Consider the following 21,165-nt stretch of genomic DNA (forward strand, 5'->3'; position numbering starts at 1 on the left):
CCCCCAACAACGTCCCCCGCCCGAAAGCCAAGCGCCGAGAATCCCGTCGGCCGCGGGACCGGCAGAGAGGGCCGGGGATATCCCTCGCGAACAATCCCGCAGCCGCGCAGCGGCGAGGACGTGAGCGAGAGATATCCCCGGCCCTCTCTGCCGGTCCCGCGGAGGAGGCCTATTCGACGCTCTTGAGCGCCTCGATCATGTCGATGCGGTTGAGGGTGCGGTTGGTGAAGAGGTTCACCACGAGCGCGAACACGAGCGGCAGGATGGCCGCCAGCACGTAGCTCATCGGCGTCACCGTGGTCAGGAAGCTGATCTGCGGCATCTTGAGCACGTGAAGCAGCATGTCGCCCAGCACGTAGCCGAAGGGCAGGCCGCACACGATGCCGATGATTGTGAGGATGATCGTTTCCTTGTTCACGTAGTGATGCACCTCGCGCGGGCGGAAGCCGAGCACCTTGATGGTCGCCAGCTCGCGCTCGCGCTCGGAGATATTCGTGGTCGAGAGCGTGAACAGCACAGCGAAGGCCAGCGCCGCCGCCATGCCGAGCACGATGGCGACCACGGCGTTGATGAGCATGAACGACTGGCTGAAGTCGTCCGCGAGCTCGCTGGTGCTCGTGACGGAGAGGAAGCGCGTGTCATCGGAAAGCTCGTCGGCAAGTGAGGCTCCGTCGCCTTCGGTGCAGCGCACGAGCACGCCGTTGGGTTCGAAGTTCTCCTCGTCGTCGAGGGCGGCGGCGCTATCGCCGAAGGCCTCGAGGTAGGCGTCCTCGCTCATGTAGAGGTAATTGCCCAGGAAGTTGCGTGCCACGGCGGCGATGGTCGGCGCGGCGCCGTTGAGCTGGGAATCCTGGAGCTCGACGGTCGCGCCGGCGTCGAAGCCGAGCACCTCGGCGGCGTTCTGCGTCACGACGGCGCCGCTTTCGGGCAGCTCGATCGGCTCGTCGGTATCGCGGTCGGAGATGTCGATATAGTCGGAAAGGCCGGTGCCGTCGGGCACGACGATCAGCTGCACGGTCTCCTCGCCGCCGTCATAGCCGAGGGTCGTGGAGTCGATGTAGATGCGGATGAGCTCGTCGACGCGGCTGTCCGCGGCAAGGTCGCTTGCCGCGGCGTCGTGCTCGCCGGACTCGGTGACCGCCATGATGTCGTAGCGCGCGATGCGCTCGTACTGCTCAGGCACGAGCTCGGCCACGGAGTCCTTGATGGCAAAGCCGCAGACGATGAGCGCCGTGCAGCCGAGGATGCCCGCCACGGTCATGAAGAAGCGGCGCTTGTAGCGGAAGAGGTTGCGCGCCGTGACCTTGTTCAGGAAGGACAGGCGGCTCCAGATGGCGGGGATATGCTCGAGGAAGATGCGCGATCCGGACTTGGGCGCCTTGGGGCGCATGAGCTCGGCGGGCGTGCGGCGAACCTCGGAGCGGCAGGCGAGGTAGGCCGTGCCGCCGATGGCTACGACGAAGATCGCCACGCCGCCCAGTCCGTAGACGGGTTCGAACGCGAAGGCGTAGCCGGGCAGCAGGTACATGATGCCGAAGACGACGAAGATGAAGGACGGCAGCGCGATGAAGCCCAAGAACAGGCCGAACACGCAGCCCGCGATGCAGGCGGCAAGCGCGTAGACGAGGTACTTGGCGTAGATCTCGCTGTTGCGGTAGCCGAGCGCCTTGTAGGTGCCGATGAGCCCGCGCTCCTCCTCTACGAGGCGCGTGATGGTCGTGAGCGAGACCAGTACGGCGACCACGAGGAACACGATGGGGAAGAGCGTGCCGATGGCCTCGATGGAATCGGCATCGGATTCGACGGAGGAGTAGCTCGAATTCGACGAACGGGTCTGCACGTACCAGGTCGCGGTGTCGATGTCGTCGATCTCGGCCTGGGCGTCGGCGAGCTCTGCCTCCGCCTCGGCGAACTGCTCGTCGGCCTCGCGGCGCCCGTCCTCCCACTCGGCCAGGCCGTCCTGGTATTCCGCCAGGCCGTCTTCGTATTCGGCGCGGCCCTCGTCGAGTTCTGCCTGGGCGTCGGCGAGCTCGGCGCGCGCCTCGGCGAGCTGGCGCTCGGCATCGTCGAGCTGGGCGCGGGCGCTGGCGAGCTCGGCGTTCAGCTGGACGTAGGCGGTCTCGCGTCCCGAGGCCATCTGTGCCTCGAGGGTCGCCTGCGCGCTCGCTCGCTGCTCGGAGATCGTCTGGTCGAGGGTGGCGACCGCGGCGTTGTATTCCTGCTCCATGCGGGCGTCGAGTTCCGCCTGGGCGGCGACGCGCTGCTCCTCGATCTGGGCATCGAGGGTGTCGAGCGCCGCAGCGTGCTCGGCGGCGAGCCGCTCTTCGAGCTGCTGCTGCGCCTGCTTGCGCTGCTCCTCGATCGTCTGCTCGATGGTCGGAAGCGCGGCCTCGCGCTCCGCAGCGAGGCGCTGCTCGATCTCGGCCAGACCCTGCTCCCGGCCCGCCTCGAGCTTCTCGTCGGCGGCGGCGTAGATCGGCTCGATGGTGGCAAGCGCCTGTTCGGCTTGTTCCAGCTGCTTCTCGAGCTCGGTGCGCTGGGTGTCGAGCACCTCGGTGCCGCCCTGCTCCTCGATGGCGTCGAGAACCGGCTGCAGCTCCGCGCGCTGCGCCTCGAGCGCGGTGATCGCCTCGGCGTTGGCCGGGTCATCCGCATCGAGAGCGGCGAGCTGCTCGTCGATGTCCTCGATGGCCGCCTGGGCCTGCTCATACGCCGCTAGGTTCTCGTCAATCTGGGCGATGGCGCACTGCAGCTGCGCGATGCCTTCGTTCAGCTCCTCGCGCGTCGGCGAACCCTTGGCGGTGAGCTCCTCGTCGATGGCGGCGTAGGCCTGCTGGCGCTGCTCCTCGATCTGCGCGTCGAGCTCGGATGTGGCCTCCTGCCGCGCTGCTTCGAGACGGGCGTCGAGCTCGTCGATCGCCTGCTGGCGGCTCGCCTCGATCTGCGCGTCGAGCTCGGCTTGCGCCTGCTCGCGGGCGGCGGCGAACTGCTCCTCCACCTGCGCGAGCCCCTGCTGGTAGCCCTGCGCGATGGCGGCGTCGAGCTCGGCTTGCGCCTGCGTGCGCGCGATGTCGAACTGCTTGTTGAGCTCCACGAGGCCCTGGGCGCGCCCCGCCTCGATCTGCTGGTCGATCTGCGCCTGGCCCTGGGCAAGCGCGTCGGCGAGTGTCTGCTCCACCCGTGCTGCGCCCTCGGCGGCTCCGCGCTCGTATTCGGCGCGGCCGTCGGCGAGCTCCGCCTCGCCCGAGGCGATCTCGGCCCAGCCGTCATCGATCTGCGCCTGGCCGTCGGCAAGCTCCGCCTCGGCGTCGGCGAGCTCGGCGGCAGCGTCTTCCAGCTTCGCCTTGCCGTCGGCGAGCTCCTGCTCGGCGTCGGCGCGCTCCTCCTCGTACTCGGAGCGGGCGTCATCGAGCTCGGCTTGAGCGTCGCCCTTGACGGCGGCGGTGCGCGCCTGCTCGCGGTCGTGGCGGATCTCGTCCTCGATGATGTCGGTGACCGCCGCCACGCGCTGCTCATAGTCCTCCCCGTAGCAGGCGAGGCCCTCGGTGTCGGCGACGGACAGGTAGGCGATGGTGTAGGCGTCGGAGGTGACGTCGTCGGCCGTGACGAGGAAGGTGTAGTCGGAAGACGAGCTCGAGCGGAACGAGAGCTCGGGGTTCGACACGTCGGCGGCGTCGATCACGATGGCGGTGATGGTGTAGGGGCGGCGCTCGAAGACGGCCTCCTCCTCGTCCTCGGCCTCCGCGATCTCGACGGTGTCGCCTATCCCGAGACCGCTCGCATCGATGAACTTCTGCGTGACGGCGACCTCGCCGCCGCGCTTGGGCAGGGTACCCTCCACGACATAGGGCTCATTGAAACCGTGCTCGCTCAGGGCCTTGACCTCGACGGTCGCCCGCGCGCCCTCGACGTCGGTGTAGGTCGACTCGCTCCAGCCGCCTTCGACCTCCTCGACGCCCTCGACGCCGGAGAGCGCTGCGAGGTCGTCGTCATCGAGGCCTAAGGTCGAGAGCACCTGCACGTCGAACAGGTTCTGCTCGTCGAAAAACTTGTCGGCGGCATTGCGCAGGTCCTGGCAGGAGGCGCGCAGGCCGCAGAACATGGCGACGCCCAGCGCGCAGATGACCGCGATGGAGATGAAGCGCTTGAGGTTGCCGCGCACGGTGCGCGCTATGTCCTTGCGGTGGGCAGAGGCCATCGTGTCACCTGCCTACCATTCGATCTGGGCGATGGGGGTGGGCGAGGGGTTGGTCTCCATATCGGTGACGCGTCCGCTCTTGAAGCGGATCAGGCGGTCGGCCATGGGTGCGAGCGCCGAGTTGTGCGTGATGATGACCACGGTGATGCCATCGTTTCTGCAGGTGTCCTGCAGAAGCTGGAGGATCTGCTTGCCGGTCTGGTAGTCGAGCGCGCCCGTGGGCTCGTCGCACAGCAGCAGCTTGGGATTCTTGGCGAGCGCGCGGGCGATGGCCACGCGCTGCTGCTCGCCGCCGGAGAGCTGGGCGGGGAAATTGTCCATGCGCTCGCCGAGGCCGACTTTGGCAAGCGTTTCGGCGGCATCGAGCGAATCGGGGCAGATCTGCGCTGCGAGCTCGACGTTCTCCAAGGCGGTGAGGTTGGGCACCAGGTTGTAGAACTGGAACACGAACCCGACGTCGGAGCGACGGTACTCCACGAGCTCGGAGGACGTCGCACTCGAGATATCGCGGCCGTCGACGCGCACCGTGCCCGCGGTGGCGGTGTCCATGCCGCCGAGGATGTTGAGGGCCGTGGTCTTGCCGGCGCCCGAGGCGCCGAGGATGACGGCGAGCTCGCCGCGCTCCACGGTGAAGCTCGCGCCGTCGAGGGCGTGGATCTCCGCTTCACCCTGGCCGTAGACCTTGAGAACGTCCGTGAACTCGATATATGCCATGAGGCAAGCGCCTCCCGTATCACTCGACATCGTGTTGTCTAGTAGTATAGTTGAGCCGATTCGCGACGATGCGACTGTTCGACACTCGGCGGTCGATTGTCGAGCGATAGCTCGGGGCAGCGCGTCCGCCGGGCGCGCGGGAGGGGTGTGCCATGAAAAAGCAACCGCAGGTGACCGAGCAGACCAAGGCGAATCTGACGAGCGCGTTTTGGGAGCTCTATCGGGAGCGCCCCATCGAGAAGATCACCGTGCGCGAGATCACCGAGCGCGCCGGATACAACCGCGCGACGTTCTATCTGTACTACCGCGACGTGTACGACCTGCTTGAGCAGCTGGAAAACGAGATTCTGGAACAGGTCAGGGCACTCGTGGACAACCGCCTGCTCGCGGGCGATAGGCTCGACTTCTCGCAGCATATGGACTTCATCGTGAGGCTCGCGCAGCGCTTCAACGGCTATGTGCCGCGCCTCATGAGCGCCGATCCCTCGTTCGGGGAGCGCCTGAAGACGATCATCGCGCCGCTGCTCGACCGCTTCATCATCCCCGAGGCCGGCCTGAATGGCGCCGAGCAGGCCGTGCTGCGCGAGTTCTACCTGTCGGGTCTGCTCGGAGCCATCACCGCCTGGATGGAGGCGCCCGGCAGCATGTCCATCGACCGTCTGATCGCCCTCATCGTCCTCGCCGCCGTCCCCAGCACCTCCTTGGCCTCATTGGGGACGTAGCCAAAAGGTGCCAAATCCAGCTTCCGATACGGTCAAAGAGGACGCAGCAAGGCGACGATGTCACCTGTTGGCTACGTCCCCAATGAGGACATCGTTGAGGATCTGATGCAGGTCGGTGGCGGTGAGGCCACTCGGCGTGCTGCCGTAGCGCACGCGGCAGACGAGGTCGGCGAGCTTGCGGAGCGGCGCTTCAACGCCGGCGGCGATGTCGCTCACCGCGCGCACGATGTCCTCTTCGGTCGCGTCGGGCCCCCATGTGGCGCCCCGGCGCTGTGCGGCATCGAGCGCCTCGGCCCATGCGGCCTCCACGGCGCGAGCGGGTTGCGTGCCTGCTCGGTCGATCTCCCACATGTGCCACCGGCGGCGCGCGGCCCGCAGGATGCGCGGGGCCATGAGGACGAGCGCGACCGCGGCGATGCACGCGATGACGGGCACCGCGCGCGAGAGCGCCTCGGCGATGCGCGAGGCGGTCTCTGCCAGCATGTCGGCGAATCCGTGCTCGCTGCCAGGCGTGTCGGAGCCCGGCACCTCGGCGTCATCGTTGCCGGCGGCGGGGTCCTCGCTATCCTGCTCGGGCGCTTCGGACTCCGCCTGCTCCTGCTGCTCGGGCTCGTTTTCGCGGGTCTCCTCCGGCTCGTCCACCGCGGGTGCCGGGGTATCGTCGCCCGATGCGGGCGTGACGTCGAAGGGCATCCATCCGATGCCGTAGAGATAGACCTCCGTCCAGGTGTGCAGGTCGTGATTGGTGACGATGTAGCGGCCATCCGCATCCTGCGCCGAGCTTGCGCGATAGCCGAGCGCGATGCGGGCGGGCATGCCGAGCGCACGGGCAAGCACGGTGAACGCGGAGGCGTAGTGCGCACAATAGCCCTCTTTGGTCTCGAGGAAGCGGGCGACCGCGTCGAGGTTGTCGCCCGCATCGGGCACCTCGAGCGAATAGGCGAACCGCGCGTCGTCGAAGTAGGCAAGAAGCGCCTCGAGCTGGTCGACCTCGTGGGTGAGGGCGTTTTCCCCGTAGGCTTCCGCGGCACTTCCGATGTGCAGGCTGTCGACAACTGACTCGATTTCGCCGGGCAGGCTCTCCGGAAGCTCAAGGTAGATGGGGTCGATGGCGTCGCGCTCCTCCTCGACGTAGCGCGCAATCTGCTCGGCTATGCCCCGCTGGCCCTCGGCGGTCGTCACCGTGCTCGAGTTCCACGCGCGCGACCACAGCATGCCCAGGGCGTTTTGCCCCATCGCATGCATGTCCTCGTCGCTGTCGATGGGGTCCATGTAGGCGGCCTGAACCGAGTAGGCAAGGCCGCGGTTCGTGGAGCCGTTCTCGCTATAGACCGCTCCCGTGTCGCTCCAGCGCCAGCCCGCAGCTTGGCTGTCGTCGGGGGCGCCCGTGTCGTACGCGCCGATAGGCAGCGGGGCGAAGCGGGACGAGAGCGCCTCGATGGTCAAAGATGTCGTCGTGTTGCGGATACCGCCGAGAGCGGTGGTGCCGAAGTCCCTGAACGTCGTGGTGATGAAGCCCGAATCGTCGCTTGTGCCGGGAAGGGCCGCCGGGCTATCGTCTTCTGCATCCGCGCCCAGCAGAGCCGAAAGCAGCCCGCCCGAGGTGCCAGAGTCGGGGGAATCCAGTGCCCATGTGCTGCCCGAAATCGTTCCCAAACTGGAAAGCCGCAGGCAGACGGGACGATTCAGCGAGGTACGGTAGGTGAGGGCGACCGTCTCGGCGCCCCGCTCGAGGTCGCGCCGCAGGTCCATGATGGGGTTGACCGTGGAGCCCGAGAGCACGTGCGATTGGATGTCGAGCTGAATCGGCAGGCTCTGCGCCGCCCGCGTAGTGCGCGGGGCGCAGGCGGTCGAGATGATGGCGATGGCCAGGCAGACGACGAGGGCGACGGGCCGCAGCGCGCGGGCTATGCGAAGCGCGGTGTCCGGGATGTTTCGTGCGATTCGGGGCGGTTGAGGGCGCTCGCTGGAATCCTGCGCTGCGGGTGGTTGCGCGAGGACCCGCAGGGCGAGTCCACAGGCGATGGCGAGCGCGACAGCCGCGGCGTCGTTGGCAGCGCCCATGAAGATGACACGCGCCGCCTGCAGAAGCAGCGGCAAGCTTGCAACGAGGGGGCGCAGCTGCCGCGAGCGGCAGAGCAGGTACACGATGATAACCGCGGGAATCAGGATAAGGATGAGCGCGGCGTCGGAAAGTGCACTGACCTCGACGGGCACCCACTGCCCGTAATAGAGCTCATGCACGCCGGATGCGACGACCGGCGCGATCCAACTCAGGCCGCCGCCCGGCGCGTCGATGCCGAGCGCGTCGAGGCCGGAGGCGGCGTCGAACACGTCGATGCCGCTTGCAGAGCCCAGAGCCGAAGCGGCATGTGCGACCGCTGCCAAGCAGGTCAGCAGCACGACCGCAAGGCCGAGGGCGTGCTGCGCCGCGCGCCCGCGCGCGAAGGGCAGACGGGGTATGAGCACAGATGCCGCGGCGGCGAGCGGCAGCGCGACGGACCCGAAGGCGCTCCAGTTTGCGGGTGCGACGAGCGTGTCGGCGAGCTGGACGCTGGCGAACGCCGCGGCGGCGCAGCAACAGGCGGCAAGCGCATCGCTCGCGAACGGGAGAGGTGCTACGGCTTTGCGGCGGCGCGCCTTCCGATCTGCGCGCACGTTAGTATCGGCGCTGCGCTCGTGGTCCGCCGGCAGGGTTTCGGCGGGGGCAAGTGAGCGCGGCGCGATGACCGTGATACCTGCGGGGATGAGTTCCGCGAGCGCGCGTTCGAGCGCTCCTGCCTGCTGCGACGAGATCAGGATGACCGGGCGGCCCGCATGGGCATCGAGGCCGTGTGCGGCAAAGCGGGCGATGCGGCGAGCGCGGCTCGTCGCCTCATCGGCAAGGTCGCGCATACCTTCCGGCGCATCAGGCTGGAGGGCGGCGAGCAGCCTTCCGATGCGCCGGGAGCCCCTGACGGCCTCCACGCCATCGGTCACAAGGACCTCGTCGCGCACCCCGGGGTGGCGGGAGAGCGCCGAGCAGGCGCTCGCCGCCTCGGCCGCGAGTGCATCGGCGTCGTCGTTCTCGAGGGTGTCGAGGGCGACCAACGGCATGACGCGGCGCGTACGGTCGGGATCGAACGACATAAGCTGCCCGTGGTGGGCGGTCTGGCGCCAGGAGATGGATCGCAGCGGGTCGCCCGGCTCGTAGGGGCGCACCATGGAGCTGCTGCGCTCGGATTCGTCGACCGGCGCGTAGGGGGCGGAATGCGTGCCAAGGGCGCTGAGTGCCGGATGGGCGGCCTCGTTTGCACGTGGGGCGATCCACAGCTCGCGGTCGGAGGGCACGGTGCGCCGTGCGGTCCAGAATCCGAAGACATCGCGGAAGACGAGCGTCCGCCCGCCTGCGCGGTACAGGCCGCGTGCTGTCGGCCGGATCTCGCTGCCCGCCGTGCCGACGATGCGCCCGCGCTGGTCGATCTGTAGCCAGGTGGTCTCAGAGGAGATGAGCGGGGCGGCGCAGGCGCGGGCAGCGGTGCGCAGCCAGCGGATCACCGGTTGCGGCAGGCGATTGGGCCGGGTGCCATCCGACCGCTTCGCCGCGCCTTCATGCGCGCAGAGCCAGGCGGCAATCGCGCTGATGAGCCCCGCGACGAGCGCGATGCCGATGCCGAGCGCGCCCGCGGTGAGCTCCGTCGCCACGGTCTCGCCGCCGAGTGCGAGGAGCGCTGCTGCCATGAGGGCGGCGACGAGTGCGCCGAGCGTCGGCCTGATGGGGATATGGCTCGCGGCATGCGGCACCTTCCGCCAGGCCCGGGCGACCGAGCGGAGTTTGGAGGTGGTGGGTGTGTGCCGCGGAGCAGACATGGTGCCCGCCGCGCCTTAGGCCCGACGCGGCGCCGGGACTTCGCGCAGGATGCGCTCGAGCAGCTCCTGCTGACGCTCGAGGGCGCCGGCGCCTGCCGCCGGATCGCTGAAGACGATGCGATGCGCGAGCACCGCGGGCGCCATGGCGCGGATGTCTCCCGGGTACACGGCATCATGGCCGCCGGCGAGTGCGCGCATGCGGCTCACGGCGAGCAGGGCCAGCCCGGCGCGCGGCGAGGCGCCCAGGCGGGTCAGCGGGCTTGTGCGCGTGGCCTGCAGAAGCGACACGGCATAGGAGGCGACGACCGGCGCCACGCGGACCGACGCGGCGGTCTTCGTGAGCGCCGCCAGCTCGCGCGGCGTGCACACGGGCTGCGCCCCGGAAAGCGGATCGTGGCCGCTCGGCGCCATGAGCATGCTCGCCTCGGCCTTCGCGTCGGGATACCCGAGGCTCACGCGGCACATGAAGCGGTCGAGCTGGGCCTCGGGCAGCGGGTAGGTGCCCTCCATCTCGACGGGATTCTGCGTGGCGATGACCGTGAAGGGGCGCGGCAGGGTGTAGGTGGTCCCGTCGACGGTGACGCTGCGTTCCTCCATGGCCTCGAGCATCGCCGCCTGCGTCTTCGGGTTCGCGCGGTTTATCTCGTCGGCGAGTACCACCTGGGCGAAGAGCGGGCCGGGGTGGAAGGTGAAGCGCTGCTCGGCCTGGTTGAACACCGAGACGCCGGTGATGTCGGAGGGGAGCATATCGGGTGTGAACTGGATGCGGCTCGTGCGGGCGCGGATCGCGGCGGCAAGGGCGCGCGCGAGCGTCGTCTTGCCGATGCCGGGGACGTCTTCTAGCAGCAGATGACCTCCGGCGGCGACGGTCATCACGGCAAGCTCGAGCGCCGGGCGCTTGCAGCTGAGGCGCGCAGCGAGGGCATCTATCAGGGAACCCAGGAGGCGCTGGGCATCGGCGGGGCGCATAGGACGGATGGGTTCGGGCATTGCGGCTCCTCCCCTTCGGCACATGCTTTACATCCCTAGAGTATAAAGCCCCGCCATGGTGAACGTGCGGAGCGAAGGGCGGCGCCTGCTGCGGGCCGCATCGCTCTTCGCGTGGTGGGCCTATACTGTTGCGGTTTATCGGCAACGGGAAAAGAGGCTGGATATGCACGAAGAGCAATCAGAGCAGGCGACTGGGCGCGCCGAGGCGGAGGGGCTCGTATCGTTTATCGGCGAGAGCCCGAGCATGTTCCATACGGTCGCGGCTGCGCGCACGCGGCTCGAGCAGGCGGGGTATACCTACCTGCCCGAAGGGATGCCCTGGCAGGTCGAGCCGGGCTCGCGGTGCTATACCGTGCGCAACAACTCCAGCTTGGTCGCGTGGCGCGTGGGGTCCGAGGTCGATCCCGCGGCGTACCACTTCCAGCTGACCGCCGCCCACAGCGACTCGCCCACCTTCAAGCTGAAGGCTCAACCCGAGATCGAGGGCCCGGACGGATACCTTCGCCTCGATGTCGAGGCCTACGGCGGCATGATGGACTATACGTGGTTCGACCGGCCGCTCTCGCTTGCCGGGCGCGTCATGGTGCGCGACGGGAGCGGCGTCGCGAGCCGCCTTGTGACGCTCGACCGCGACGTGGCGGTTATCCCCAGCGTTGCCATCCATATGAATCGCGAGGTCAACAAGGGGTTCGCCCCCAACCGCTCGACCGACCTGTGTCCGCTCGTGTCGACGGGGGAGTGCACGCGGGGCTTCGTTGACGCCCTGCTTGCCGAGGAACTCGGCGTCGAGCCTGCGCAGATCGTGGCGCGCGACCTGTATCTGGTGAATCGCGTGGCGCCGCGCATCTGGGGCGCGAACGGGGAGTTCATCTCGGCGCCGCATCTGGATGACCTCATGTGCGTCTACGCCGCGCTGCGGGCGTTCGCGCAATCGGCAAACGAGCGCACGGTGAGCGTGTTCGCCTGCTTTGACAGCGAGGAGGTCGGATCGGCGACCATGCAGGGCGCGGAGTCGACGTTCCTGCGCGATACGCTCGCGCGCGTCAACGGGGCGCTGGGTGCCACCGAGGACGATTTCTATCGTGCGCTTTCGTCGTCGATGCTCGTGAGCTGCGATAACGCCCATGCGGTCCACCCGAACCATCCCGAGCTGTCCGATGCGCAGAACGCTCCGCATCTGAACGGCGGCCTGGTGATCAAGGAAGCCGCCAACCAGCACTACTGCACCGACGGGTTCAGCCGCGCCGTGCTGCAGGCGGTGCTCGACGACGCCGAGGTGCCCTACCAGCTGTTTGCCAACCGCAGCGACATGGCGGGCGGCTCGACGCTCGGCAATATCTCGAACACGCACGTGAGCGTGCATGCGGTGGATGTCGGTTGCGCGCAGCTCGCCATGCATGCGAGCTACGAGACTGCCGGCGCGCACGATGTGCAGCTCGCGATCGATGCACTGCGGGCGTTCTACGACGCGGACATCGTCATCGATGGCGCCGACGCGGCGCGGTGGTAGGACCTTCGGGGGTTCCGGGGTGTTTTTGTGCCGGATCTTCTCGGTGCACTTCTGGCCGGTTTTGGTTTTCTCGGTGCACCCCAGGTACATAATCAAGGCCAAGTTATGTACCAAGGGTGCACTGGCAAATGCCAAACTGGTCGAATGTGCACCGGCAATGTGAGCAAGGAATCAAAACTCTCCGTCAGCGACTCGGACAGATGCTGAAGCGAGAGCGACAGTTCGCTGCGACGGGTTGGCGAATCATGCGCCCATGGGTATGAAACGGCCCCGGCGGGCTGCGAGAATCGAGTTCGTGCTCGATATCTTGCTGCCGGCCGGGGCCGTGTATCTTCCGGTCTCCCTGTCCTTGGGGACGGGTGTCGAAGATTCGCTACCTGATGAAGTTCGTGGTCGTGCCCGCTTCCTGCTCGGGCAGGTCGATGCCGGCGGCGCGACCGGCCTCGATGCACTTGAGCATCCAGGCCATGTTGCGGCCCAGCTGGCGCATGGTCCACAGGCCCTCGGCGTCCTGCTCGACTTCGTCGGCGTTGTTGCCGTGGACGTTGTTCCAGTATCGAGAGCTCACGACGGGCATCTGCGAGATGGTGAAGAACTTCTGGATGTCGTCGAGGGCCGCGGTGGTGCCGCCGCGGCGCGCCGAGGCCACGGCCGCTGCGGGCTTGAAGCGGAACACGTTGGGCTGTCCCGCGCGCCCGTTGGAGTAGAACAGGCGATCCATAAAGGCGAGGAGCGATCCCGCCGCGTGCGCGTAGTGGACGGGTGCGCCGAAGATGAAGCCGTCCGCCTCGGCGGCCTTTGCGCGGAACTCGTTCACCGCGTCGTCGAACACGCAGGAGCCCTTGGTGTTGCAACCGCCGCAGGCAATGCAGCCGCCGACGGGCTTGGCTCCGATCCAAAAGGTCTCGGTCTCGATACCGTTTTCCTCAAGCGTGCGCGCAACCTCCTCGAGCGCGCGGTTCGTGCATCCCGCCTTGTGCGGGCTTCCATTGACGAGCATGACCTTCATAGCATTCCTCCCTTGTTCAGCGTGACAGTTGGGACGGGGCCCCGTGTCATGTTTTTGGACAAGGTTACGTCACTCGCTGCGGCAGCGCAAAAAACATGACACGGGGCCCCGTCCCAACTGTCATGTACCCTGCTTGGGTCCCGGTGCGCTCCGGGTCCTGCCGATAATATCCATATTCTCGGCGGCCGAGAACGAACTTATCTGGGAAAACGTCCTCGCCCCTTCCGAGAATATATATATTCTCGGAAGGGGCGAGGGAACATGCCGGCTAGGACAGGCCCCTACAGGTTCACCTGGTTGCGCAGGGGTTCGCCGGCGGCAAGGTGCTGCAGGTTCTCCGCGGCGATGCGGGCGATGTTCGTGAGCACGACCGGCAGGTGGAACTGGCCGGCAACGTGCGGGGTGATGAAGATGTTCGGCGCGTCCCACAGCGGGTCGTCAGCGGAAAGGGGCTCGGGTGTCGTCACGTCGAGAGCGGCGCCTGCGACCTGCCCCGATTCGAGTGCGGCGATGAGGTCGGGCTGCACGATGAGGTCGCCGCGACCGCCATTGGCAAGGTAGACGCCGCGCTTGCACGATGCCAGGAACTCCGCATCCACAAGCCCGCGCGTCTCCGGCGAGCTCGGCAGGAACGAGACGACAACATCCGCGCTGGGCAGCAGGGCGGGCAGCTCTTCCATGGTGCGCATGCTCTCGAAGCACGCTGGGACCTCGCCCACGTGGCGCCGCACGCCGATGACGTGCGCTCCAAGGGCGGAGGCGAGCCTGGCGAAATGCGTGCCGATATCACCTGCGCCCAGCACGAGCACGTTCGCCCCTGCGATCGTGTTCACCGTGCCGCGGTCGGTCCAAGCGTGCTCGCGGAAATCGTCGCGGTAGCCCTCGAGGTGCTTCATGAGCATAAGGACCATGGTGAAGATATGCTCGGACACCGCCTGTCCGTAGGCGCCCACCGCGCAGGCGAGCGCGGCGCCGGCGGGAAGCGCGCCAGGGGCGAGATATTGGTCGTAGCCGGCGGAGTTGAGCTGCAGCAGGCGCAGGTGCTCGGCGTGTGCAAGACGCGCCGGCGGCAGGTTGCCCACGATGACCTCAGCGTTCGCGATCTGCTCGTCGGTCACCTCCGCCTTGGGCACGTAAGCGATGCGCGCACCCTCAGGCGCTCCGCTTTCGAACACAGCGCGCTGCTCGTCGTCGAAGGGCAGCAAAACGAAGATATCCATGGGCGACTCCTTGCAGGTCGATGCAGGTCGATGGGGGAGTCTTCAGTATATCGCTATCGAATCGCCGGGCATTTGCCGGGGCGCGGCGCACCCTAGTCGGAAAGCGTCAGCAGCTCCAGGGCGTCGGCGGCCATCTCGTCGACGGTCATGCCGTTTTCCGCGAGCAGCTCTTGCGGATCGTAGCGGTCGGGGAAACCGATATGGACACCATGGCAGCGCACACGGACACCCAGCGGGCCGAGATAGCGCGCGACCTTCTCGCCCCAGCCCCCCTCGAGCACGCCGTCCTCCAGCGTGACCACCAGGCGATGCGAGCGGGCGAGGTCGGTGAGGTACGGCTTGTCGAGCTCGGTCACGAACCGCGGGTTCACCAGCGTGACGCTAAAGCCGGCGCGGCGCTCGATTTCGTCGGCCAGGCGCTCACCCATGCCGAAGAAATCGCCCAGGGCGAGCACGGCGATATCGCTGCCTTGCCGTACGGTCTGATAAGCGGGCTCGTCGTAGCTGGCGGCAATGGGGAGCTTGCAGGAAGCGGGGTCGTTCAGCACGGGTACGCGGATAGCGACGGGGCGGTCCTTCTGCGAAATCGACCAATCGAGCATGACAAGGTAGTCCTCGGGGCCAACAGGTGCCAGGTAGCGCAGGTCGGGCATGTTGCCGAGCATCGAGATGTCGAAATAGCCGAGATGCGTCTGGTCCGTCGTGCCGAAGACCGAGGATCCGAAGACCAGGATGGTCGCCGGGGAGGCGTTCAGGCACAGGTCGTGCCACAGCTCGTCGTAGGCGCGCTGCAAAAACGTACCGTATACGCCCAGGACGGGCTTGGCACCTGCGGCGGCAAGGCCGGCGCTCAGGGTCACGGCATGTTCCTCGGCGATACCCACGTCGATGAACTGATCGCCGGCAAGCGCGCGGCGCTCGGGCGTGAAGCCCATGATATAGGGGGTCGCTGCCGTGATGGCGACGACGCTTCGATCTCGTTCCATCTGCGGGAGCAGGTATGTGGCCGTGAGCTCGGCGTAATCGGGGCCGGCGCTCGCGGTGCAAGCGCGCTTCTCTCCTGTGACGAGGTCGAAGGGCCCCACATGGTGCCAGGCTTCGGGATCCTGCTCGGCGGGGGCGAAGCCCATACCCTTGAGTGTGTGGATGTGCAGCACGACGGGATGGTCGCAACCGCGCAGCTCCTCGAGGGCATCAACCAGGGTGAGCACGTCGTTTCCCGCCTCGAGATAGCGGTAGTCCAACCCCATGGCAACGAAGAGGTTGTTGGATGCCGTGCCGTTCGTGGCGCGGAGTTCCGCGAGGTTCCGGTACAGGCCGCCGTGGTTCTCGGCGATGGACTGGTCGTTGTCGTTAACGATGATGATGAGCCCGCAGCCGCAGGCGGCGGCGTTGTCGAGCCCCTCGAAGGCGAGGCCGCCGGACAGCGAGCCGTCGCCGATGACCGCGACGACGTCGTGGGAGTCGCCCGCGAGGTCGCGTGCTTTGGCCATGCCGAGCGCCAGTCCGATCGAGGTCGAGGTGTGTCCCATGGCGAACAGGTCGTGCTCGGACTCCAGCGGATTGGAAAAGCCGGAGACCTCCAGGTAGCGGGCGGGATCGATAAAGGCCTGCGCGCGGCCGGTCAGGGCCTTGTGCGCATAGCTTTGATGCGAGACGTCGAAGATGATCTTGTCATGCGGGGAGCTGAAGACGCGGTGCAGAGCGACGCTGAGCTCCACGACGCCGAGGTTGGGGCCCACATGGCCGCCTACGGCCGCCGAGCTTTCCAGAATGGCCTGCCGAAGCTCCTGGCACAAAACGGGGAGTTCGCGGCGATCGAGCGCCTTGACATCGTTTGGCGATGCAATTTGCGACAGATACATGCTCCGCGACCTTTCCCCTGCATAACGTTCGCATGCCGCCGAATGCGCCACGCGATTAATCCAGTGTCTCACAAATCACCGCCCGATGTGTGGCGGCTGTGCGAGGGTTGCACACTTGGCGGGGAACGTCAACAGGAGTCGACCGAGGGATGCATTATCCCTCGGACGCGAATCGCGACTGCGGCTCCGGGTCATGCACCGGGGTGTTGCGGATTGGTTTCCATCGTTGCGTGTGGGTTTCGAGCGTAAGTCCAGTGCGTTTTGAGTCGTTTGCCTTTTCGCGACCTGCCCGTTTGGCGTCGGCATGCCACGGGCGCGGTGCCATGATGGCCGCGTCCTGTTCGACGCAAACGAAGGAGGGGCGCATGTTCGATAGCGGCTCCACGGCTTTCATGCTGATCTGTACCATGCTCGTATTCCTTATGACGCCGGGTCTCGCGTTTTTCTACGGCGGCCTGGCACGGCGCAAGAACGTGGTGAACACCATGCTCATGTGCTTCGGCATCATCGGCCTCGTCGGCGTCCTGTGGATCGTCGCGGGCTGGTCGCTCGCCTACGGCGGCGACGGAACGAACCCCGTGTTCGGCGGCTTCGACCAGCTGCTCGCGCTGCCGACGGTTTCGCAGCTGCTTTCTGAGCTGGCCAACCCGCCGGCAGACGCGGCGTACCCCTCGGTGGTCGATATCGCCTTCCAGATGGCCTTCGCCATGATCACAGCGGCCATCGTGACCGGCTCGCTGGCAGGGCGCGTGCGTTTCGGGTTCATGGCGCTGTTCATGAGCATCTGGGCGCTCGTGGTCTACGCCCCGCTGGCGCATATGGTCTGGGGCGGCGAGAACTCGCTCATCGGCGGCATCATCGGCGCGCTTGACTTCGCGGGCGGCGACGTCGTCCACATCTCGTCGGGCGTGACGGGACTCATCCTGTGCCTGCTTGCAGGCGGGCGCCGCGGCTTCGGCGTGATGAGCTACCGCCCGCATAACGTCCCCTTCGTGGCGCTCGGCGCCGGGCTTCTGTGGTTCGGTTGGTTCGGCTTCAACGGCGGCTCGGCTTTCGCGGCCGACGGCATCGCGGCCCTGGCCGTCCTGAACACCGTGACGGCGAGCGCAGCCGGTCTGCTCTCGTGGATGGCGATCGAGCAGCTGACCACGGGCAAGCCGACGCTCGTGGGCGCAAGTACCGGTCTTGTCGCGGGTCTCGTCGCGGTGACGCCGGGTGCCGGCTTCGTCGAGCCTTGGGCGGCGCTCGTCATGGGCGCGGTCGTGTCGCCGGTTTGCTACGCCGCGATCTCGCACCTCAAGGCGCGGTTCGGCTACGACGACGCGCTCGACGCCTTCGGGTGCCACGGTATCGGCGGCATTCTGGGCGGCGTGCTCACCGGCCTGTTCTGCGTGCCCGAGCTTTCGTGGACCGACCACGGCGGCCTGCTGTACACCGGCGACCCCGCGCTGCTTATCGATCAGGTGCTCGGCATCGTCGTGACCCTGGCGATCGTCATCGTGCTCGACATCGCGATCGCCTTCGCGGTGCGCGCGCTCATGGGCGGCAAGATCCGCGTGGACGAGGACGCAGAGGCGCTTGGTCTCGATATCTCCGAGCATGGCGAGAGCGCCTACCCAGCGTTCAGCGGCTTGGACTAGGCTGCTCGATTTCCCAAACCGAAAGGAGATGGATGACATGATCGGCGGCAACCATATGAAGAGTGGATTCTCGCTCGCGGGGCCCGCGCGCACGCCTGAGCGGCGCCAGATAACCGCCCGCGCATTGGACCTTGCGAAAGACGATGGCCGTACGGAGAGGCCCTCCGCCATCGAGTACCTCGGCTGCATGACGTTGCTCGCGCGCAGCGGCATCGACTACCTCGGCCGATAATCCCCGGCTGCCGCTTGCGTGGCGGCAGGCCGAACCGTTTGAGAGGAGAACCGACATGAAGCGCATCACCGCCATCGTGCGTGCGGAGAAGCTCGAGGCGCTCAAAGACGCCCTGTTCGCCGCGGGGGTCCGCGGCATGACCATCGTGCAGGTGCAGGGCTGCGGAAGCCAGCACGGCTGGAAGGAATACGTGAGGGGTACGGAGGTGCTGCTGAACACCATCCCCAAGGTGCAGTTCGACCTCGTCGTGCCCGATGAGCAGGTTGACGGCGTCGTCGACGTGATCTGCCGTGCGGCTCACACGGGCGAGGTAGGCGACGGCAAGATCTTCATCGCGCCTGTCGAGGAGGTCGTCCGTATCCGTACGGGTGAGCGGGGGGCTCTGGCAATCTAGCGTGGCCTTGTCCTGAGGGATGGGACTGCGAAACGATACGCGCGCCGCGTGTCCGGAATGACGGACACGCGGCGCGCTCAGTTTCATTCGAATTGCAGACGAACGGGGCGCCCGCTTACAGCAGCAGCGAACCTCCGCGGAAGATTGAGTCCGAGAAGCGCTCGAAGGCAAGGTAGGCGTCGGACTTGTTCGTCTTCGTGGTGACGAGGTACAGCGGCACCTTGATTGCCTGGCGCGGGTCGATGGGGAGCAGCGTCAGGTAGGGCTGGGCAATCTGCGAGAACGGCAGGAAGACCGCGAACGAGATGCCGTTTTGCTCCGTGAAGAACCCCTCGATGTCCTCGGTCTGCGGCGTGAACATCGCCTTGGGCGAGGCGAGGCCGCGCTCGCGGTACATCACATGGATGGAACGGTTGAAGTCGTCGAAGGTTTGTGACCAGATGACCGGGTAGGGTTCCATGTTCTCGAGCGAGACGAACTTCTTGCGGGTCAGCGGGTGGGTCTTCGACACGCAGATGCCGGTGGGAAGGTTGCCGATCTTGAAGGAATCCAGATCGGGCGCCGTGTATTCACCCAGCGTGCAGACCGTATCGAAATCGCCGACGCGCAGGGCCTCGATGGCCTCGCGTCCGGGAACGATGACGATCTCGACCTCGATGCCGAGCTTCTTGCCGATGAAGCCCGACAGGTTGGACACAAAGTTGTCCGCGTTGTTGAAATACGGGGAGCATAGGGCAATCAGCATGCGGCCCTTGTTCTTCGAGACAGGGAAGAACTGCGTGAAATCGACAAGGTTGTCGAAGTCCTCGAGGACCTTGCTGGCACGCTGGTAGAACGCATAGCCGATTGCGGTCGGCCGAACGCCGTGGTTGCCGCGAATGAGCAGCTGGGAGCCGAGCTCGATTTCGAGTTCCGAGATGGCCTTGGAAACCGCCTGGACGGTCACGAACTGGCGCTTTGCAGCAGACGAGAGCGAAGCCCCCTCGGTCGCGTGCACGAAGTATCTGATTTGTCGAATGTCCATACCACGCGTTTCAAACGATTGCTGGGGACTCCCGGCTATTCGGATAGATGGATAAACTTTATGCTGAGTTACGGCAATGATGCTAGGGAGTGAAAGGCTCCTCAACCAGTTGTAGAAGTAAGGGCCACTAAGGCCTCTGTATATTTGTACAGAATATGGTTGCTTAAGCATGGCAAACGGTTGCGAAGCACTTGGGTTTTACCTAGCTTCTATGTAGGAATAATGGAGAGGGGTCGGATTTTGTACGACAACACCAAGGCCCTCGTGCAGGAGATGCGTGCAGCGGGCATCGAGCACCGCTGCGATACGCCTGAAGACGATACGAATGTGTTCGACACGGTTCGCGTGGGTTGGCAGGGGAGGCGCCTGCCGCGCACGACGATCCTCATACGCGTGAACGACCGCGGGGCTCACCTGGAGACGCTGCCGCTCGGCGAGGTTGATCCCGCCTCCCGCGCTCGCGCACTCGAGGAGGTCAACGCGCTGAATGTCGAGTACCGCTGGCTCAAGCTGGCAATCGGCGAGTCGGGTGAGCTCGTGTGCTCAAGCGACGTGTTCCTGGTGCCGGAGGTCGCCGGCCTGTTCGGCATCGCCGCTATGGGGCGCATGTTCGATGCGCTCGACGAGATGTATCCACGGTTTGTGGGGCTTTTGCGCTGACGGGTCTGCGCCGGGGCGATGCCGCTGCGTTCGGGTATTGGTTAGCCTAGGCTAACCAATGTTTAGTATCGTGCTGATGTTGATACGAGGGAAGGGGCTTTACGCATGATTGCGGCAGAGACATCGCAGGCGCTGCTGTGGGCGGCGCTGGGCTGCGGCTTCACTTGGCTCATGACCACGGCGGGATCGGCCGTGGTGTTCTTCTTTAAGAGCGGCCGCAAGCTTATGCACCACATCTTTTTGGGGTTCGCGGCGGGCGTGATGATCGCGGCGAGCGTGTGGTCGCTCCTCAATCCCGCTATCGAGCAGGCGGAGGAGCTGGGGCAGATCGGCTGGATTCCCGCGGCGGGAGGCTTTCTGCTCGGCGTGGCGTTTCTCGTGGTGCTCGACTCGCTGCTTCCGCATCTGCATGCGGGCGCCGATGAGCCCGAGGGCGTCGCGAGCAGTTGGAAGCGAACGACGCTGCTGGTATCGGCCGTGACGCTCCATAACATCCCCGAGGGCATGAGCGTAGGCCTGCTGTTCGCGATGGCGTCGCAGACGGCAGGCGCAGCCGGTGAGGCCTATCTTGGGATGGCCTTCGCGTTGGCAATCGGCATCGGCCTGCAGAACTTTCCCGAGGGGGCGGCGATCTCGCTGCCCCTTGCGCGCGAGGGGATGTCGCGCTCGCGCGCGTTTGCGATGGGAAGCCTGTCGGGCATTGTCGAGCCGATCTTCGGCATCCTGGTGGTCCTCGCTGCCAGCTGGATCGAGCCGTTCATGCCCTGGCTGCTTTCCTTTGCCGCCGGCGCCATGGTCTACGTGGTGGTCGAGGAGCTCATCCCCGAGGCGCATCTGGGCGAGCACTCCAACGTGGGCACGTTCGGCGTCATCGCGGGGTTTGTGATTATGATGACCCTCGACGTAGCTTTAGGGTAATCCGTCCCGGCGGCTTGCCCAGGCACCGCATCTTGCCGTTCAAGCCTTCGGGCGCCGCACGCTAGGCGTGCGCCCTCGGCTTTCGCGGCAACCTGCGGCACCTGGACAAGCCGTCTCCGTTGTCCAGTGTGGCCCAGGCACCGCATCTTGCCGTTCAATCGTTGGGCGCCGCACGCAAGGCGCGCGCCCTCGGCTTTCGCGGCAACCTGCGGCGCCTGGG

Annotated in this window: 15 protein-coding genes; 7 read left to right on the forward strand and 8 right to left on the reverse strand. The window is 66.5% G+C overall.

Annotation, left to right across the window (positions count from 1 at the left end):
- Nucleotides 1-169 precede the first annotated feature (169 nt).
- Both H6A16_RS09925 and H6A16_RS09930 read right to left on the reverse strand, forming a co-directional pair.
- Nucleotides 170-4,198, reverse strand: a complete 4,029-nt coding sequence (locus H6A16_RS09925; RefSeq protein ID WP_204618737.1) for an FtsX-like permease family protein — start codon at nt 4,196-4,198, stop codon at nt 170-172.
- 12 nt (nt 4,199-4,210) lie between these two features.
- Nucleotides 4,211-4,912, reverse strand: a complete 702-nt coding sequence (locus H6A16_RS09930; protein ID WP_204618739.1) for an ABC transporter ATP-binding protein — start codon at nt 4,910-4,912, stop codon at nt 4,211-4,213.
- Between the two features lie 152 nt (nt 4,913-5,064).
- On the opposite strand from H6A16_RS09930, the gene H6A16_RS09935 reads away from it, so the two are divergent.
- Complete coding sequence (locus H6A16_RS09935) at nt 5,065-5,634, forward strand: TetR/AcrR family transcriptional regulator (RefSeq protein WP_204618741.1); 570 nt, start codon at nt 5,065-5,067, stop codon at nt 5,632-5,634.
- 60 nt (nt 5,635-5,694) lie between these two features.
- On the opposite strand, the gene H6A16_RS09940 is transcribed toward H6A16_RS09935, so the two are convergent.
- Together H6A16_RS09940 and H6A16_RS09945 are read right to left on the reverse strand one after the other, a co-directional pair.
- Nucleotides 5,695-9,483 carry a transglutaminase domain-containing protein gene (locus H6A16_RS09940; protein WP_204618743.1) on the reverse strand — a complete coding sequence of 1,263 codons (3,789 nt, stop codon included), beginning with the start codon at nt 9,481-9,483 and terminating at the stop codon, nt 5,695-5,697.
- 15 nt (nt 9,484-9,498) lie between these two features.
- Complete coding sequence (locus tag H6A16_RS09945) at nt 9,499-10,473, reverse strand: AAA family ATPase (protein ID WP_239458331.1); 975 nt, start codon at nt 10,471-10,473, stop codon at nt 9,499-9,501.
- 163 nt (nt 10,474-10,636) lie between these two features.
- Here H6A16_RS09945 and H6A16_RS09950 point away from each other — a divergent pair, with 163 nt between their 5' ends.
- Nucleotides 10,637-11,983, forward strand: coding sequence for a M18 family aminopeptidase (locus tag H6A16_RS09950; RefSeq protein WP_204618747.1), 1,347 nt, complete (start codon nt 10,637-10,639; stop codon nt 11,981-11,983).
- 373 nt (nt 11,984-12,356) lie between these two features.
- Here H6A16_RS09950 and H6A16_RS09955 read toward each other — a convergent pair whose 3' ends face one another.
- The 3 genes from H6A16_RS09955 to H6A16_RS09965 all read right to left on the reverse strand — a co-directional run bounded on the left by H6A16_RS09955 (nt 12,357) and on the right by H6A16_RS09965 (nt 16,077).
- Nucleotides 12,357-12,992: a flavodoxin family protein gene (locus H6A16_RS09955; RefSeq protein ID WP_204618749.1), complete on the reverse strand. Its 636-nt coding sequence runs from the start codon at nt 12,990-12,992 to the stop codon at nt 12,357-12,359.
- 281 nt (nt 12,993-13,273) lie between these two features.
- A complete protein-coding gene (locus H6A16_RS09960) occupies nt 13,274-14,212 on the reverse strand; it encodes a D-2-hydroxyacid dehydrogenase (RefSeq protein WP_204618751.1) in 939 nt (312 codons plus the stop codon).
- Nucleotides 14,213-14,304: 92 nt separating this feature from the next.
- Nucleotides 14,305-16,077, reverse strand: coding sequence for a 1-deoxy-D-xylulose-5-phosphate synthase (locus tag H6A16_RS09965; RefSeq protein WP_204618753.1), 1,773 nt, complete (start codon nt 16,075-16,077; stop codon nt 14,305-14,307).
- Nucleotides 16,078-16,442: 365 nt separating this feature from the next.
- Between H6A16_RS09965 and H6A16_RS09970 the strand changes: the two genes are divergently transcribed.
- Genes H6A16_RS09970 through H6A16_RS09980 form a run of 3 tightly spaced genes read left to right on the forward strand, consistent with a single transcriptional unit; the run spans nt 16,443 to nt 18,343 of the window.
- A complete protein-coding gene (locus H6A16_RS09970; RefSeq protein WP_204618755.1) occupies nt 16,443-17,717 on the forward strand; it encodes an ammonium transporter in 1,275 nt (424 codons plus the stop codon).
- Between the two features lie 28 nt (nt 17,718-17,745).
- Nucleotides 17,746-17,949: a hypothetical protein gene (locus tag H6A16_RS09975; RefSeq protein ID WP_204618757.1), complete on the forward strand. Its 204-nt coding sequence runs from the start codon at nt 17,746-17,748 to the stop codon at nt 17,947-17,949.
- A gap of 55 nt (nt 17,950-18,004) precedes the next feature.
- Nucleotides 18,005-18,343 carry a P-II family nitrogen regulator gene (locus tag H6A16_RS09980; RefSeq protein WP_204618759.1) on the forward strand — a complete coding sequence of 113 codons (339 nt, stop codon included), beginning with the start codon at nt 18,005-18,007 and terminating at the stop codon, nt 18,341-18,343.
- Nucleotides 18,344-18,458: 115 nt separating this feature from the next.
- Here H6A16_RS09980 and H6A16_RS09985 read toward each other — a convergent pair whose 3' ends face one another.
- Nucleotides 18,459-19,367 carry a LysR family transcriptional regulator gene (locus H6A16_RS09985; protein ID WP_204618761.1) on the reverse strand — a complete coding sequence of 303 codons (909 nt, stop codon included), beginning with the start codon at nt 19,365-19,367 and terminating at the stop codon, nt 18,459-18,461.
- A 240-nt stretch (nt 19,368-19,607) separates the two neighbouring features.
- Between H6A16_RS09985 and H6A16_RS09990 the strand changes: the two genes are divergently transcribed.
- Together H6A16_RS09990 and H6A16_RS09995 are read left to right on the forward strand one after the other, a co-directional pair.
- Nucleotides 19,608-20,027: a YbjN domain-containing protein gene (locus H6A16_RS09990; protein WP_204618763.1), complete on the forward strand. Its 420-nt coding sequence runs from the start codon at nt 19,608-19,610 to the stop codon at nt 20,025-20,027.
- Nucleotides 20,028-20,132: 105 nt separating this feature from the next.
- Complete coding sequence (locus tag H6A16_RS09995) at nt 20,133-20,945, forward strand: ZIP family metal transporter (protein ID WP_204618765.1); 813 nt, start codon at nt 20,133-20,135, stop codon at nt 20,943-20,945.
- Nucleotides 20,946-21,165 lie beyond the last annotated feature (220 nt).

Source organism: Collinsella tanakaei (assembly GCF_016900375.1).
Classification (GTDB): domain Bacteria; phylum Actinomycetota; class Coriobacteriia; order Coriobacteriales; family Coriobacteriaceae; genus Collinsella.

Bases quoted from the DNA above. Each gene is read 5' to 3' on its own strand.
- H6A16_RS09940 (WP_204618743.1), bottom strand. From the start codon at position 9,483: ATGTCTGCTCCGCGGCACACACCCACCACCTCCAAACTCCGCTCGGTC.
- H6A16_RS09930 (WP_204618739.1), bottom strand. From the start codon at position 4,912: ATGGCATATATCGAGTTCACGGACGTTCTCAAGGTCTACGGCCAGGGT.
- H6A16_RS09975 (WP_204618757.1), top strand. From the start codon at position 17,746: ATGGATGACATGATCGGCGGCAACCATATGAAGAGTGGATTCTCGCTC.
- H6A16_RS09945 (WP_239458331.1), bottom strand. From the start codon at position 10,473: ATGCCCGAACCCATCCGTCCTATGCGCCCCGCCGATGCCCAGCGCCTC.
- H6A16_RS09985 (WP_204618761.1), bottom strand. From the start codon at position 19,367: ATGGACATTCGACAAATCAGATACTTCGTGCACGCGACCGAGGGGGCT.
- H6A16_RS09960 (WP_204618751.1), bottom strand. From the start codon at position 14,212: ATGGATATCTTCGTTTTGCTGCCCTTCGACGACGAGCAGCGCGCTGTG.
- H6A16_RS09980 (WP_204618759.1), top strand. From the start codon at position 18,005: ATGAAGCGCATCACCGCCATCGTGCGTGCGGAGAAGCTCGAGGCGCTC.
- H6A16_RS09995 (WP_204618765.1), top strand. From the start codon at position 20,133: ATGATTGCGGCAGAGACATCGCAGGCGCTGCTGTGGGCGGCGCTGGGC.
- H6A16_RS09950 (WP_204618747.1), top strand. From the start codon at position 10,637: ATGCACGAAGAGCAATCAGAGCAGGCGACTGGGCGCGCCGAGGCGGAG.
- H6A16_RS09970 (WP_204618755.1), top strand. From the start codon at position 16,443: ATGTTCGATAGCGGCTCCACGGCTTTCATGCTGATCTGTACCATGCTC.
- H6A16_RS09955 (WP_204618749.1), bottom strand. From the start codon at position 12,992: ATGAAGGTCATGCTCGTCAATGGAAGCCCGCACAAGGCGGGATGCACG.
- H6A16_RS09935 (WP_204618741.1), top strand. From the start codon at position 5,065: ATGAAAAAGCAACCGCAGGTGACCGAGCAGACCAAGGCGAATCTGACG.
- H6A16_RS09925 (WP_204618737.1), bottom strand. From the start codon at position 4,198: ATGGCCTCTGCCCACCGCAAGGACATAGCGCGCACCGTGCGCGGCAAC.
- H6A16_RS09965 (WP_204618753.1), bottom strand. From the start codon at position 16,077: ATGTATCTGTCGCAAATTGCATCGCCAAACGATGTCAAGGCGCTCGAT.